The sequence below is a fragment of the Allonocardiopsis opalescens genome, from assembly GCF_003002095.1.
Lineage (GTDB): Bacteria > Actinomycetota > Actinomycetes > Streptosporangiales > Streptosporangiaceae > Allonocardiopsis > Allonocardiopsis opalescens.
In genome coordinates, this window is the sequence record NZ_PVZC01000010.1 from 1 (window position 1) to 14,520 (window position 14,520).

Sequence of the window (14,520 nt, forward strand, 5' to 3'; positions counted from 1 at the left end):
CCGACCCCCACTACCTGGCCACCATCACCGACCTCATGGTCCAAGCCCTCGGCAACGAATTCCGCACCTGGCTACTCGCCCACACCACCGCCCACCCCACCACACCCGCCTGGATCACCCTCCGACACCTCACCCCCACCCACCAACCCCACACCCACCAACTCCACGGATTCACCCTCGCCCTCCCACGCCTCACCGACGACACCACGAACTGACCACCCCCGCCCGGCCCCCGCACACCAGCGGGGGCCGGGCGGGTCGGCGCCCCCAGCCCCAGCAGCTCCCCAAGGACCCCCGTCGATGACGTCACCCGACCACGGCGCCCTCATCCGCCTGCACACCGCCGTGATCCGCCTGCGACGTGCCCTGGACCGGGAACGCGACCGCACCCTGACACCCGCGCAGCTCACCATCCTCACGCTCCTGCGCGACGCCCCGTGCGGCCGCTTCAGCGACATCATCGCCGCCGAGGGCATCGCGCACTCCGCACTCAACCGGCTGATCACCCCGCTGATCCAGATCGGCCACGTCCAACGCGGCACCACCGAAACCGACCGCCGACGCGTGGTGCTCACCCTCACCGACCACGGCCACGCGCTCCTCGACCGCGTCGAAGAGGGCATCGCCGAACGCCTCGAACAGCGCCTGGCACGCCTTCCGCCCGCACAGCGCGACGCCGTCCTCGGCGCACTGGACGGCCTGGAAGCGCTCACCGCGGACGCCCACGCGCCCGACCCACCCACTAGTAACGTTCAGTGATCACACCAGCGCATTTGAGGAACCGACCCGTGACCACCGACCCCGACCCCGCGCCCTTGGCCGACCGCCTCGCGCGCCTGCCGCCGTCCCCGCTGCGGCTGGGAGCACGCACCTCCCACCTGGCCCGCGCCTATGCCCAACGCGTCATCGACGCCCTTCACCAGGTGGCTCCGGAGGTGGAGATCGAACCGGTCGGCATCGAGACCACCGGAGACCGCTCGCCGGGCGACCTGTCGAAGCTGGGCGGCAAGGGCCTGTTCATGAAGGAGATCGACACGGCGCTGTCGTCGGGCCGGATCGACATCGCGGTGCACTGCCTGAAGGACGTCCCCGCGGACGTGCCGCTCCCGCCCGGGCTGGTGTTCGCCGCCTACCTGGAGCGCGACGACGTGCGCGACGCCGTGGTCTTCCGGGCGGGGTCGACCTACACCCGGCTGGAGGACCTGCCCCCGGGCACCCGGATCGGCACCTCGGCGGTGCGCCGCAAGGCCCAGATCCTCCGCCGACACCCTGACCTGCGCGTGGAGCGCTTCCGCGGCAACGTCGTCCCCCGCCTCGCCCGGCTGGACGAAGGCGAAGGCGGCGTCGAGGCGCTGGTGCTGGCCGCGTGCGGACTGGAGAAGGTCGGCATGGGCCACCGCATCGGCCGGCGCCTCGACGTGGGGGAGATGTGCCCGGCGGTCGGCGGCGGCGTCATCGGGGTGCAGTGCCGCCGACCCGACGAAGGCATCGCGGAACTGCTCCGGTCGATCGACCACCCCGAAACGCGCACCCACGTCACCGCCGAGCGCACGATGCTGCACCTCCTGCAGGGCCACTGCAACAGCCCCATCGCCGGACACTGCCACACCACCCCGGACGGACGGCTCTCCCTCATCGGCATGGTGTTCTCCCGCGACGGCGGCACCTTCGTCCACGCGCACGGCCACGACACCCCCGACCGAGCCGCCGAACTCGGCACCCACGTCGCCACCACCCTGCTCGGCCAGGGCGCCCGCGACATCATCGCTGACACGCGCTGCTGAACACTCGGCGGCGCTCCTGGTCGATCACGACCGGCTCCACTCGCGGGCGCGCACCATCAGCCTGGATCCACCCCCGCGTGCGCGGGGCTCACCACCTAGCGAGTGCTGATGTGCCCTGGTATGGCGGTCCACCCCCGCATGCGCGGGGCTCACGTCCACCGATGCCGCGGCACCGCCGTCGCCCAGGGTCCACCCCCGCATGCGCGGGGCTCACGGGCTGCTGTCCGACCTCGCAGGTGGGCATCCGGGTCCACCCCCGCATGCGCGGGGCTCACGCCGGCCATCATGGCGACCTGGCGGTACTGGCGGGTCCACCCCCGCATGCGCGGGGCTCACGCACGTAGAAGCGGCTGCCGCTTCGTGTAATGGGGTCCACCCCCGCATGCGCGGGGCTCACGGACAGGGTGGCCAGCGCGCCGGGGTCTCCGCCGGTCCACCCCCGCATGCGCGGGGCTCACACGGCCCGAACGCGGGCACCCCGTGGCGCTTCGGGTCCACCCCCGCATGCGCGGGGCTCACCTTCCCGACCTGGGCGTTCGTCGGGCGTTACCAATTCTTTATCGTTTTCAGCACCCAATCGGCGATCCCGGTAACCGACCGGCCACCATGCGTATCCGCCCGAACAGTCGCGGTCCGAGCCAGGGCGCCGCGCGTCACGCCCAGCCATAGACATAGTCCACCGGCAGCCGCAGCACGAGGCGCCGGTCGGCGACCATGGCGGCGCGGTAGTCGTCCCAGTCGGGGTGTTCGCCCTGGATGGCGCGGTAGAGCTCGATCAGTTCCTCGACGGTGGCGTCGTGGGGGTCAGCGGCGACCGGGGAGAGTTCGGCGGTCCCCTCGGCGACGGCGTAGCCGCCCATGTCGGGCGGGCTGACGTGGTAGCTGGCGCGCGGGTCGCGGCGCAGGTTGGCGGTCTTGGCGCGTCCGTCGGTGATGGACACCCGGATGACCCCGGTGGCGGGGTCGTAGGTGTGGGAGACGTTAGACAGCTGCGGGCGCCCGTCGCGTTTGAGGGTGACCAGCACCCCGGGGCGCTTGGCCTCCAGCAGCCGCAGCAGCGCGGTGTCGCCTTTGATGTCCGGCATGGCCGTTCCTCTCCGTCGCGCGGTCCCGTCCCCATCGTGGCATCCCGCACGCACGATCGGCGCCGGAGGGACGGAGACGGCCGCGGCTTCGGGAGGTCGCGCGGTCAACGGCCCGGGAACTCCGGTTCAGGCGTCCGGTCCACGGGGGCGCTTCGTGGTTCTGGGCGATGGCGCGGCGCAGCCGGGGGCGGGCAGCGCGGCGGCGAAGTCGGCCTCCTCCTTGGGTCGCACGGCTTCGGCCTTGTAGTGGAGCCGCACCTCGGGGACGAGGAACGGCAGCCCGCCCGGGGCGGTGAGGCCCAGCAGCGCGAGCGGTCGGCGCACGCGCGGGCCGCGGCGCGAGGTCCACCGGGGACAGCGCCGCACTGCTCCACCATGACCCGCACCCGCCACGGCGCGGCCGGCCCCGGCCGACGCCACAGGTCGTGCCCGCCCACGGGCCGCGCCTCGCCGACGCTCCACGGTCGCAGCCGCCCTGACGGGCCGGCGGCCCACCACTCCCGGCCCGACGGCGCCCGCCGCACCGCCGCCTGGTCGCGGCGCAGCACCGCCACGTCGGCGTCGCCGCGCGCGCACCCAACTGCCCACCGCCGGCTCCACGGCGCGGCCCCGGCGTCCCGCACCGGGCGAACCAGGCGGCGACCTCGCCCAGTGCCGCAGAGTCCCACGGGATGTGCGGGGGCTCGGCGGACGGCACGGGCCCCATTGCGCCCGCCGCGGCGGCGCCGTTCGGGCGGCCGCAACCGCAGTGTGACCGCTTTGTCACTCACCGTCCGTATCGCGCTGCCACGATGGCGGGCACCACCCCCGACCCGGTTCTCCCTTCCCCGACGCGGCGCGCCGGAGGCGCGCCGGTGAGGAGCCCTCATGCCCAGACCCCTGCCCGCCACCGCCGCCGCCCTGGCGGGCGCCGCGGCCCTGACCCTCGCGACGGCGGCCGTCCCCGCCCAGGCCGCCGCCGCGTCCATGGCCCAGACCACCACGGTGGGCGTGCACAACGCCTACGAGCAGGCGACCTTCGGCCACTTCGCCGACGCGCTGGACTCCGGCGCCGCCCTGCTGGAGATCGACGTGTGGACCCATGGCCTCACCGGCCGCTGGCGGGTCAGCCACGACCTCAACTTCGCCAATGACAACAACTGCTCGGGCGAGGGCCTGTACGGGCCGCGCGACCAGGACCTGGGGGCGTGCCTGCGCAATGTGCGCGAATGGCACGACGCCAACCCCGGGCACCGCCCGATCGTGCTCAAGGTGGAGTTCAAGAACGGCTTCGACAACTCCCGGGGCATGGGTCCCGACGAGTTCGACGCGCTGGTCCGCGACACCCTGGGCGACGCGCTGCTGCGCCCGGCCGAGGTTGCCGGCGGCCACCCGAACCTGGACGCCGCGGTGCGCGCCGGGGCCTGGCCGGACCGCGAGGCGCTGCGCGGACGGGTGCTGATCGAGATCATCCCGGGCACCTTCGAACGCGGCAACCCCTTCGACAGCTACTGGACCGACGAGGAGTACGGCGACCACCTGGTGGCGCGCGCCGCGGCCGGAGACCTGGGCTCGGCCACCTCCTTCCCGGCCGTCCTCGGCGCCGCCGCGGGCGACCCCCGCACCCGGCTGCCCGAGAGCGTCCGCCCGTGGTTCGTGGTCTTCGACGGCGACGCCGCCGCCTACCTGGGCGGCATCGACACCGACTGGTACCGCGACAACGGCTACCTGCTCATCATGACCGGCGCCGCCTCGGTGGCCCCCGCCATCCCCGGCGCCCAGCCCGACCCCGCCACCGCCACCGAACGCGTCCGCCTGCTGGCGGCCGCGGGCGCCAGCATCGTCACCGCCGACTGGACCGGCCCCCGCGAGGTGCTGGAGCTGGTCGAACCGCGCGGCTGAGGCATTCCGCCCGCCCCGCGCGCCCCTCGCCGGGCGCGCGGGGCGTGGCCGTTCCGGTCGGCGATCGGGTGGTAGGTCTCGGCGTCCGTGCCGCGTCCGTCGGCGTGCGCGCACATGCCGACCGGGACGGGCTCGCCGACCGGACCGCCTCGATCGGGGCGGACGCGGCTGGGGTACTTCCCGAAGACCGAGGACGTGCCGGGGGTGGTGGCCGGGCATGTTCGCGGGGCGCTGGGCTTGGCCGAGGACGTGGAGCAGGCGGCGGCCCGGTCGGCCAAGCGGCACCGCGAGTTCGTGCGCGACCGGCTGGGGGTCGTCTACGACGCGGGGCGCGTTCGGCGGGTCGCTGAGGCGATCCGGCAGGCGGTGCAGGCCAAGGACGATCCGGCCGATTTGATCAACGTGGCGTTGGCGGAGAGGGGTGCCGGCCCTTCTTCGCGCCTTCGGTGATGACCAGGCTGGCGGCGATGGCGCGCACCGCGGCCGCTCTCCGAGCGCGGGGCCGACCAGATCGTCGCGGCGGACCTCGGTGCGGGCCTCGGTGCGCCGCCCGTTCCGCTGTGTCCGCTATGAGCGACCCCCAGCGAGCAGCTGGGGGTCGCGTCCCCGCGTTCAGCGGTGCGTGCTCGACGGTGCCGGCAGTAGGGGCAGGCCCGCTGTGTAGCGGCGGAGGAAGCCGGCGGTCGGGGTGTCGGCCGCGGCGACGGTGTCCGGGGGGCCGGCCGCGAGGACCGCGCCTCCGTCCGGGCCGGCTCCCGGGCCCAGGTCGATCACCCAGTCCGCGGCGGCGGCCACGGGGATGTCGTGTTCGGCCACGACGACGGTGTTGCCCGAGTCGAGCAGCGCGTCGAGCGCGTCGACCACCCGCTGGACGTCGGAGGGGTGCAGGCCGGAGACGGGCTCGTCGAGGACGACGAGGCCGGCCTTGCGGCTCGCGGCGCCGCGCTGGATCGCGGCCGCCAGCTTCAGCCGCTGCGCCTCGCCGCCGGACAGTTCGGTGGCGCTCTGGCCGAGTCGGAGGTAGCCGAGCCCGACTTGGTGCAGCGCTCCCAGGATCTCGGCGAGCTGCCCGGGCTCGGCGAACAGCCGCACGGCCTCGGCGACGGTCAGTTCGAGCACCTGGTCGATGGCCAGGCCCTGGTAGTGGATTTCCAGCGCCTCAGGCCGGTAGCGCCGGCCCTCGCAGGCGTCGCAGACCACCCACACATCCGGCAGGAAGTGCATGTCGACCAGCTTGCGGCCGTAGCCGGTGCAGCTTTCGCAGCGGCCGCCGCCCGGGGTGTTGAAGCTGAACCAGGAGGCGTCGACTCCGCGCCCGCGCGCCGTGTCGGTCTCGGCGAACAGCCTGCGGACGATGTCGAAGGCCTTGCTGTACGTGGCGGGGTTGGACCGCGGCGTCCGGCCGAGCGGCTCCTGATCGACGACGGCGACCCAGCCGAACCCGTCGAGGCCGGTCACCGCCCGCACCGCGTCGCTCGCCGTCCCGGCCAGGGCGGCGGCCGCGCCCGTCGCGAGCGCGCTGAGCAGGCTGCTCTTGCCGCTGCCGCTCACCCCGGTCAGGCAGCTGAGCCGGCCGGCGGGCAGGCGCACCAGCTCCGCGGTCACATTGTGCGCGCGCAGCCCGTGCAGCTCCACCCAGTCGGCGCCGTCCCCGGCCGGCCGCCTGGTCCGGCGCAGCCGCGGCCCCGCGCCGGCCAGGTAGCGGCCGGTCAGCGACTCGGGCTCGGCGGCCGCTTCGGCGGGAGTCCCCGACACGACGACCGCACCGCCGAGGCGGCCCGCGCCCGGCCCGATATCGATCACCCAGTCGGCCCGGGCGATCAGTTCGGGGTCGTGTTCGACGATGAGCACCGTATTGCCGGCCGCGCGCAGCTCCAGGGCGATGTCGAGCAGCTGCGCCTTGTCCGCCGGATGCAGCCCGTTGCCCGGCTCGTCCAGGACGAAGATGATGCCGCTGAGCTCGGTGCCGAGCTGCGCGGCGAGCCGCGTCCGCTGCAGTTCGCCGCCGGACAGCGTCGCCGCGCTCCTGGACAGCTGGAGATGGGCCAGGCCGAGCCGGTCGAGGAGCCCGAGCCTGCGGCCCAGGTCGCGCAGCAGCGGCTCGCCCACCGCGCGCCGCCCGGCGTCCAGGTCCTGGGCCACCCGCTCCGCCCAGGCGCGCACCTCCCGCACCGCCACCTCGACCAGTTCGGGGTAGGTCACGCCGCCGAGCCGCACGGACCCGGCCACCCGGCCGAAGCCGCTGCCTCCGCAGCCGCCGCAGGGCCGCTTGCGCAGGTACGGGAGGTATCGCTGCTTGGCGGTGGGCGTCTGGGCGTTCACGAACAGGCGCTCCACCTCGGCGAGCGCGCCGCGCAGCGGCTGGCTCGAGGTGTAGGTCATCCGGGCCGTCTCGTTCTTGTTCGGGACGTCGACGGTCGCCTCGATCTTCTCGTCACCCGTGCCGTAGAGCACCTGGTGCCGGAACTCCTCGGGCAGCGACCGCCACGGCCGGCCGAGGTCGACGCCCCGCTTCTCGGCGAGCGAAGGAATGAACAGGTGCTCGCCCGACCGCCACTTCGCGTACCAGGGCGAAGCCCCGGCGAAGAGCGGGAGCTCAGGACGGGTGATGATCAGGTCCTCCTGCGCCCACCAGCGCCCGCCGGCCCCGTGGCAGTCCGCACAGCCCCCTTCCGGGGTGGCGCGGTCGAAGTGCGCGGTCGTCAGCGGCCCGTCCTGGCGCTCCGCCGCCGGCTGCGCGCCGATGGCGGGGAGGCGCGAGTACAGCAGCCCCAGGTGCCCGTCGATACCGGTGATCGTGGCGACCGTGGAGCGGGGGTTGCGGTTCAGCCGGCGCTGGTCGACCGCGAGCGTCGGGCCGAGCCCGAGGACGCGGTCGACCTTCGGCCGGTTGCGCTGGGTGATGTACTGGCGGACGAACGGCGAAAGCCCGTCCAGGTACCGCAGCTGGGCCTCGTTGTGCAGTGTGTCGATGACCAGCGAGGTCTTACCGCTGCCGCTCACTCCGGTGAAGGCGACGAGCCGCCCCTTGGGGATGCTCACGGACACGTCGCGCAGATTGTTGGTCCTGGCCCCCACCACCTCGATGGTCCCGTGCTCCATGCCCGCGAGCCCGGTGGGCTCTGGTGCGCATGCGGTCAACCTTCATCCACCTCTCTCGATCCGGCGGGACACAGGGAGAGGTCCCGCCCATGCCGGACGGGCCGCGCCCCGTCGGCGCGGCCGCTTCTCTCGGCACGCGGCCGGCCCCGGTGCGGCCCCGTGCGCGTGGATCAGGACGGGGACGCCGCGGCGAGCTTCGCGGGGTCGGGGGCGTAGACGGTCATCCAGTGCGGGTGCAGCCGGAAGTACACGGCCTCGGTGTCCCAGTCGAAGTCGTCGTGGCCGTAGAAGTCCCGCAGGTAGCCGAGCAGCTCTGGCCAGTCGGCGGCCGGCGCGCCGTTCGCGGGGTTCAAGGTCTCAACTGTGCCGTGCGTGAACACCCCCAGCTCCTCACCGCGCATGTGCGCGGCGCTGACGGCGGGCCGCGCCGCGATGTGGCGCGCCTTGGCCGCGTCCCGCGCCGTGCCGAAGAGCCACCTCCCGTGCAGGAAGTGCCCGTCCACGCCGCTGATCCGCGGCTCGCCCTTCGCCGTCACGGTGGACAGCGCGAGCGTGCACATACCGGTGAGGACCTGGGTGAGCCGCGCCGCGGTCAAGGTGTGCTGCTCGTTGATGATCGAGCGCAGGTGCCGGGTGGAGCGGGAAAGGGAGACGTCGAGGAGAGCCTGGAGCTCGTCGAGCTCCGCTCGGGTTTCGCGCATGGGGGTCCCGTCTGTCCGTGAGTGCCGGTCCGCGCCGCTATGCGCCGACCGGTCCACCATGCTCACCGCAAACCCTGACATCCTGTGTCACCGTCTCCGGCCTCCTCGCCGGCCGGCCGCCCCGCGGTGTGTTCCCGCCGCCATTCCGGCCACCCCGATCACCCCGCGGCCCCTTTCTGCCGTATTCCGGCCGCCCCCTCCAGGACCTCCTCACCGCCGAGGGCGGCGGCCTTCCGGGCGGGCGCGTGCGCCGTCGCGGCGTACGCCGCCCGGCGCGGCTGGGGGTGCCGACCACGGTCCACCGGACGACCGGCGCGCTCCATCCGGCACGCCGGATCCGCCGGGGGCACGTCCTATGCTGAGCCGGTGACCGCAGGATGGTGCCGTGGCTGCGGATCGGTTTCGCCGCTGGGGTATGGCGGTCAGATCTCGCCGTCGCCGCGGTATTTGGTGGTGGGGCCGCCGGACGATAGCTCCGCCCGCCAATGGTCGGGGAGTAGCAGGCCGAGCGCGCCGACGTGCAGTCCGAGTGGAAGCCGTCCCGTCGCCAAGCCGAAGTTCACCCTGCCGCCCGCGAACTTTGCCTTGCTGAAGTCCGCTGTGCGGCCGGCGAACTCCGCCCCGCTGAAGTCCACCATGCCACCGGTGAACGCCGCCCCGCTGAAGTCCGCCGTGCCGCTGGCGAACTCCGCCCCGCTGAAGTCCATGATGCCGCTGGCGAACTCCGCCCTGTTGAAGTTCACCGTGCCGCCGACGAACACCGCGGGGAAGTGCACTGTGCCACCGGCGAACCGCGCGCCGTTGAAGTGCACCGTGCCGCCAGTGAACGCTACGGCGAAGTGCGCCGTGCCACCGGTGAACGCCGCCCCGCTGAAGTGCGCCACGCCGCCGGCGAACTCCGCTCCGGTGAAGTCCACCGTGCCACCGGTGAACGCCGCGCCGCGGAAGTCGACCCTGCCGCCGGTGAACCCCGCCAAGCTGAGGTGCACCGTGCCGCCGGTGAACGTCGCTGCTGCGAAGCTGGTGGCGCCGCCGGTGAATGACGCGCCGGTGAGGTCGAGCGTGGTGCCGGTGGGGACGTGGATTCGGGAGAGGTCTCCGCCGTCGAAGACCACCCCGGTGAGGTCGAAGTGGTGGCCGTGCCAGGACGCGGTGGCGTCTTCGCGGAGGTGGTCGCGGATGGTGCGGATGATGGTGTGGCGGACTTCGCGCATCGCCCGGTAGGCCAGCAGCTTGTCCTGGTAGGCGGCGTCGGCCTCCTGCGCCGTGGGGCCGGGGGGATTGTCGCCTGGGCGCCGGCGCACCCGGGTGCGGGGCCGGGCGGCGGGCTTGTCGGGTTCGGGTTCGTAGGGCATGCGCAGGTAGGCGCAGAGCACGTCGATGCACACCCGCCGCTGCTGGGGGACCTCGTCGGCCAGGCGGGTCAGGGTGTGCACGCCGCCGAGACGTACTGCGGCCTGGTCGGCGCCCAGTTGGGTGACGGCGGTGGTGAAGCGCTCGTCGTCGCGTTTGGCCAGTTCGCGCTCGTGCGCCTGTTGGGCTTCTGCGGCGGCGCGTTCCTCGGTGCGTTCGGCCAGGCGCTGGGCGCGGTCGTTGAGTTGCTGGCGGTGGTAGGCGATCACCAGCAGTGCCACACCGCCCAGGCCGGTGACCACGGCGAAGGCGCGGGTCAGCGCTCCGGCCATGTCGCCGGGGCGGGCGGGGCCGGGGGCGGGGCCCAGGGGGTAGCCGCGCCAAGGCGGGACATGGCCCAGCAGCCACAGCTGAATCCCGACCAGGGCGGCCACCAGGACCAGGGCCAAGGCGGCCATCCCCAGGATGGCGGCCAGCAGGCCCAACCGCGACCAGTCCCTGCCGCCCGCCCGGCCGCGCAGGCGCTCCCACCGCGCGCCCAACCAGCGCATCACCGCCCGCGCACCCCCTTTGGCCTTCAGCGGCCAAGACCGACGCGGCAGCCTGGGCATCCGACACCCGCGAGCCGACAATCGCGCAGCCTCTGCCGTACGTCCTGTCCTTAGCCCTCTTTGGACCACGGACGGTCGGATCGGTCCGGCGGTTCCATGCCTCCGTTGGCACGTGGAACGCCGAGACCGTCCGCCGACGCGGGCCCGGCTGCCGCTGTTTCCCGCCCTGTCGACGTGGTCGGCCGCTCTCGGCGCGGCCCGAGCGAGCCTGACTGGAAGTACGACGCGCAAGGGTTCCGCAGCCGTCGGATCCGGCCGCCAGGCGCGCACTGCACACACCGAGGCGCGGCCGAAAAACCGGTGGCGGGTGCCAGGCGGCGGCCGGTAGCGTCTGGATCCGTCCGGGACCGCGCGAGGCGGGTCCGTGCACGGCGCGACCAGGGGAGGGATGACCGATGAGCTGCACGACTGTCTTTCGGCTGTCCTCTTTCCACCGGGTGCCCTAGCCGCGGCGCGGCTCGCACCCCGATCTCCTGAGTGAAGGTCCCGTCGTGACGAACGACTCCACCGTCCTGCCCGCCGACGCCTCCGACCCCGCCGCTCCGCTGGCCGCGCTGGGCTTCGACGCCCGTACCCGTGCGCTGTTCGCGGCGGCCGCGCCCGAGGGCGCCCGCCCGGCCCGGGTGGCCTCCGTCGCCAAGGGCGCCGCCGGGCTGCTGGCCCCCGAACCGCTGACCGCCGCCTTCGGGCCCGCGCTGCGCGCGAGCGCCGCCGCCGATCCCGTCGCGCTGCCCTGCCCCGGCGACTGGGTGGTGCTGCGCACCCTGCCTGACGGCACCCACCTGGTCCACGCCGTGCTGGAGCGGCGCACCGCCTTCGTGCGCAGCGGGGTGGGCGCCGACTCCCACGGCCAGGTGCTGGCCGCCAATGTCGACACGGTGTTCATCACCGAGCCCGTCGCCGCCGCGCCCAACCTCGGCCGGGTGGAGCGGCTGCTCGCGCTGGCCTGGGAGAGCGGCGCGGAGCCCGTGGTGGTGCTCACCAAGGCCGACCTCGCCGCCGACCGGCTGCCCGGGCTGATCGACGCCGCGTCCTCGGCCGCGCCCGGCGCGCAGGTGCACGCGGTGAGCGCGGTGACCGGCGCGGGCCTGGACGCCCTGGCCGCCCACCTGGCGCCCGCGCGCACGATCGCGCTGCTCGGCCCCTCGGGTGCGGGCAAGTCCAGCCTGGTCAACGCGCTGGCGGGCACGGAGGTGATGGCGGCGGGCGGCGTGCGCGACGACGGACGCGGCCGCCACACCACCACCCACCGCCAGCTGGTGGCGCTGCCCGGCGGCGCGCTGGTCCTGGACACCCCGGGCCTGCGCCGCATCAACCTGCACGACACCGACGCCGGTCTGGACCGCACCTTCGCCGACCTGCTGGAGATCGCCGAACAGTGCCGCTTCAACGACTGCGCGCACGACTCCGAGCCCGGCTGCGCCGTCCGGGCCGCGATCGAGGACGGCACCCTGGAGCGCCGCCGCCTCGACAGCTGGCGCAAGCTGCGCCGCGAGGCGGAGTGGCAGGCCAGCCGCACCGACGCGCGGCTGCGCCAGGAGCGGCTGCGGGAGTGGAAGCAGGTCCACAAGGAGGTGCGCCGCCGCGGCTACCGGCCCTGACATCACGGCTCCGGCCCGCCCTGTGGAGCGGCGGGCCGCAGCCGCGCGGTGTGCCGGACAGCAACGCGGGTGCGCGCGGCGCCCGCACAGGTGCCGCCTGCGGGTATCCCGCACGGTGGTCGGCCGGTCCACGGCTGCGCCGCCGTGCGCGCGGACGGACCGCCCGCCCTTAGCGAACCGGCACGCGCCAGGGCGAAGACCGGAACGTGCCCGGCGGTGCGGACGACGCCGTCCCCGCTCAACGAGCGCAAGCACCCTGCCGGCGAACCGGCGCACGAGCGCGGGCACGGCGGCCCTTCGCGACGGCGACAAGCCGTCGTACCCGTCCATGCGGCCGCCGCCTGAGGGGAGCGGCCGGATCAGGACGCCGCCCGTTCTCCCGTCGCGCTACCGGCGGACGACCCTGTGCGCTGCGCCGCGCGCCTCCGCATGGAAAGGGCGGGGTCCCGGGCACGCCCAGGACCCCGCCCGAGGCGGTGAGGGCTAGTCCTGCTCGCCCTCCATCAACTCCAGACGCCACCCCTCGACGTCGACGCTCTCGTCGGCGAGCAGGAGGCCGAGCAGGAGTCCTGGGAGTTCGTTCATGACACACTCCGATCACAGTCCGATTATGTGTGAACACTCTCAGTGTGTGCGCCGGAGTGATCGTGATCAATCACCGGAGCACATAGGGCCGCCACCTGTCGCTCGGCGACCACCGGACCCTCCAGCCGCTTCGCGGCACGTCCTGGGCGGTGCTGCGGCCGCTCCCGGCCTGACGCATCGGGCGGACCGGACGGCGGCGCCACACGCCGCGGTCGCCCTCCCGGCTCGTCCACCTGTGTTCACGCGTGGGAGTGGAGTGCGACACGCCGCCCGGCGCTGACCTGGACGGGCGGGAACGGGCGTGTGTCCGGGCGCGAAACTGTCGGCGGCGACCGCTACCGTGGCCTGCGTGGCCGATCTCGCCAAGTTCTTCGCCCCCGGATGCCTGGGCCGGACCGTGCCGGGCCCCGACTCCCGTTCGCTGACCTTCGCCGCGCTCGATGTGGAGACCACCGGCCTGGATCCGGCCGCCAGCCGGGTGTGCGAGGTGGCGGTGGTGCGCTTCCGGGGCGACGGCGAGGTGCTGTCGGAGTACGCCACCCTGGTCGACCCCCAGGCGCCGATGGCCGGTACCGAGCTGCACGAGATCACCGCCGAGCACGTGACGGGGGCGCCGTCCTTCGCCGAGGTGCTGCCCGAGGTGCACCGGCTGCTCACCGGCGCGGTGGTGGTGGCGCACAACCTCGCCTTCGAGGACGCGTTCTTCGCCGCCGAGGCCGAGCGGGCGGGCTGGAGCGGCCCGGCTCCGGCGGCGGTGTGCACCCTGGTCACCGCCCGCGCCCAGCTGGCCGGGCGCAGCTACAAGCTGAACTCGCTGTACAAGACGCTGCTGGGTTCGTGGTTCCCCGACGCCCACACCGCGCTGGGCGACTGCCGGGCCCTGGCGCGGCTGGTCCCGGCGCTGCTGGAGCAGGCGCCGGTGCCGCTGCGCTACGAGGGCCCCGACCCGCTGCCCGGGCTGCCGCGCACGGTCGAGCCGGTGCGGCTGCAGCCGCGTGCGGTGCACCTGTCGGCGCGTCGGGGCTGGCTGGCGGGGCTGGCCGCCAGCTTCCCGCGCACCGCCGACGCCTACCCGGTGGAGCCCGAGGCCGAGCGCGGCTACCGCGACACCCTGTCGGCCGCCGTCACCCGGGGCCGCCTCACCGGCGAGGACGCCCGCCGCCTGGCGGTGCTGGCCGGGCGCGCGGGCTTCACCCAGCAGCGGCTGGTCGGCCTGCACCACGCGGCCTGGGCCGCCCTGTCGGCCGCCGAGGACGCCCGCGCGCTGCCGGCGAACCGGCTGGCCGACCTCGCGGCCCATCTGGGCGTATCCGACGACGCCGCCCGGACGGACTCCGCCGCCGCCGTGCGCGTTCCGCCGCCCACCGCCGATCCCGACGCCGCGCCGACGCACCCCGCCGGCCCCGAGGCCCCGGCGACCGGTGGCGGGGCGGACGTGCGCTCCCCGCGCCCGGAGGAATCCCCGGCCGGCTCGGAGGCGGCCGCTCCCGGTACGGACCGTCCGGAGTCCGAGGGCGCGGCCCCGGCGGCCGCGAACGGCGCGCCGACCGCCACGGGCGGTGCGCGGCGCGGGTCGGGCCGGTCGGCGGCCGAGCGCGAGGCGATGTTCCGGCACACCTGGCGCGCGCAGGAGCGCGAGCCGCACTGGCCGAGCTGGGACCGCCCCGGCGAGCGCTCGGCGGCGGTGCGGGCCCCCGAGCAGCCGGGCCGCGCCGCCCCGGTCCCGGCGGCGGCCGCCGCCGAGCAACCCACCCTGTGGGACGAGTGACGGCCTTCGTGTAGGCGGGAGTGGCCGCGCCGGAGAGATCCTGAACCGG

12 protein-coding genes and 1 CRISPR repeat array are annotated in these 14,520 nt (G+C 74.6%); of the genes, 7 read left to right on the plus strand and 5 right to left on the minus strand.

The genetic code is table 11. The features are described 5' to 3' along the window. From CLV72_RS32470 to hemC, 3 genes are all read left to right on the plus strand, one after another. Positions 1 to 215: hypothetical protein (locus CLV72_RS32470; protein ID WP_170141141.1), on the plus strand; the 215-nt coding region annotated here is incomplete at its 5' end. An 85-nt stretch (positions 216 to 300) separates the two neighbouring features. Further along, positions 301 to 759: a MarR family winged helix-turn-helix transcriptional regulator gene (locus CLV72_RS27700; RefSeq protein WP_106252310.1), complete on the plus strand. Its 459-nt coding sequence runs from the start codon at positions 301 to 303 to the stop codon at positions 757 to 759. Between the two features lie 29 nt (positions 760 to 788). Continuing rightward, positions 789 to 1,784 carry a hydroxymethylbilane synthase gene (gene hemC / locus CLV72_RS27705; RefSeq protein WP_211303145.1) on the plus strand — a complete coding sequence of 332 codons (996 nt, stop codon included), beginning with the start codon at positions 789 to 791 and terminating at the stop codon, positions 1,782 to 1,784. Positions 1,785 to 1,848: 64 nt separating this feature from the next. Then, positions 1,849 to 2,303: a CRISPR direct-repeat array (repeat unit 28 nt; unit sequence GGTCCACCCCCGCATGCGCGGGGCTCAC). A 134-nt stretch (positions 2,304 to 2,437) separates the two neighbouring features. On the opposite strand, the gene CLV72_RS27710 is transcribed toward hemC, so the two are convergent. Together CLV72_RS27710 and CLV72_RS32965 are read right to left on the minus strand one after the other, a co-directional pair. After that, the gene (locus CLV72_RS27710; protein WP_106252312.1) at positions 2,438 to 2,869 is read right to left on the minus strand and encodes a PPOX class F420-dependent oxidoreductase; all 432 of its coding nucleotides are present in this window, start codon (positions 2,867 to 2,869) and stop codon (positions 2,438 to 2,440) included. 126 nt (positions 2,870 to 2,995) lie between these two features. After that, positions 2,996 to 3,193, minus strand: coding sequence for a hypothetical protein (locus tag CLV72_RS32965; protein WP_211303146.1), 198 nt, complete (start codon positions 3,191 to 3,193; stop codon positions 2,996 to 2,998). A gap of 543 nt (positions 3,194 to 3,736) precedes the next feature. On the opposite strand from CLV72_RS32965, the gene CLV72_RS27720 reads away from it, so the two are divergent. Continuing rightward, entirely contained in the window at positions 3,737 to 4,750 is a 1,014-nt protein-coding gene (locus tag CLV72_RS27720; RefSeq protein WP_106252315.1) for a phosphatidylinositol-specific phospholipase C domain-containing protein, read from the plus strand. Positions 4,751 to 4,864: 114 nt separating this feature from the next. Next, positions 4,865 to 5,200 carry a DUF4158 domain-containing protein gene (locus CLV72_RS27725; RefSeq protein WP_106252317.1) on the plus strand — a complete coding sequence of 112 codons (336 nt, stop codon included), beginning with the start codon at positions 4,865 to 4,867 and terminating at the stop codon, positions 5,198 to 5,200. Positions 5,201 to 5,362: 162 nt separating this feature from the next. On the opposite strand, the gene CLV72_RS27730 is transcribed toward CLV72_RS27725, so the two are convergent. From CLV72_RS27730 to CLV72_RS27740, 3 genes are all read right to left on the minus strand, one after another. Beyond that, a complete protein-coding gene (locus tag CLV72_RS27730; RefSeq protein ID WP_106252319.1) occupies positions 5,363 to 7,852 on the minus strand; it encodes an excinuclease ABC subunit UvrA in 2,490 nt (829 codons plus the stop codon). Between the two features lie 170 nt (positions 7,853 to 8,022). After that, on the minus strand, positions 8,023 to 8,553 hold the full coding sequence (locus CLV72_RS27735) for a pyridoxamine 5'-phosphate oxidase family protein (protein ID WP_106252959.1): 531 nt from the start codon (positions 8,551 to 8,553) through the stop codon (positions 8,023 to 8,025). Between the two features lie 422 nt (positions 8,554 to 8,975). Further along, the gene (locus CLV72_RS27740; protein ID WP_170141142.1) at positions 8,976 to 10,457 is read right to left on the minus strand and encodes a pentapeptide repeat-containing protein; all 1,482 of its coding nucleotides are present in this window, start codon (positions 10,455 to 10,457) and stop codon (positions 8,976 to 8,978) included. Between the two features lie 551 nt (positions 10,458 to 11,008). Between CLV72_RS27740 and rsgA the strand changes: the two genes are divergently transcribed. Both rsgA and CLV72_RS27750 read left to right on the plus strand, forming a co-directional pair. Next, positions 11,009 to 12,118, plus strand: coding sequence for a ribosome small subunit-dependent GTPase A (gene rsgA, locus CLV72_RS27745; RefSeq protein WP_106252323.1), 1,110 nt, complete (start codon positions 11,009 to 11,011; stop codon positions 12,116 to 12,118). 934 nt (positions 12,119 to 13,052) lie between these two features. Continuing rightward, positions 13,053 to 14,471 (plus strand): 3'-5' exonuclease, encoded by a 1,419-nt coding sequence (locus CLV72_RS27750; RefSeq protein WP_170141143.1) that lies wholly within the window; start codon positions 13,053 to 13,055, stop codon positions 14,469 to 14,471. Positions 14,472 to 14,520: the final 49 nt, after the last annotated feature.

Excerpts from the sequence above, each read along its gene's own strand:
- CLV72_RS27700 (WP_106252310.1), top strand. The coding sequence starts at position 301 with ATGACGTCACCCGACCACGGCGCCCTCATCCGCCTGCACACCGCCGTG.
- CLV72_RS27710 (WP_106252312.1), bottom strand. The coding sequence starts at position 2,869 with ATGCCGGACATCAAAGGCGACACCGCGCTGCTGCGGCTGCTGGAGGCC.
- CLV72_RS27720 (WP_106252315.1), top strand. The coding sequence starts at position 3,737 with ATGCCCAGACCCCTGCCCGCCACCGCCGCCGCCCTGGCGGGCGCCGCG.
- CLV72_RS27725 (WP_106252317.1), top strand. The coding sequence starts at position 4,865 with ATGCCGACCGGGACGGGCTCGCCGACCGGACCGCCTCGATCGGGGCGG.
- CLV72_RS27730 (WP_106252319.1), bottom strand. The coding sequence starts at position 7,852 with ATGGAGCACGGGACCATCGAGGTGGTGGGGGCCAGGACCAACAATCTG.
- CLV72_RS27735 (WP_106252959.1), bottom strand. The coding sequence starts at position 8,553 with ATGCGCGAAACCCGAGCGGAGCTCGACGAGCTCCAGGCTCTCCTCGAC.
- CLV72_RS27740 (WP_170141142.1), bottom strand. The coding sequence starts at position 10,457 with ATGCGCTGGTTGGGCGCGCGGTGGGAGCGCCTGCGCGGCCGGGCGGGC.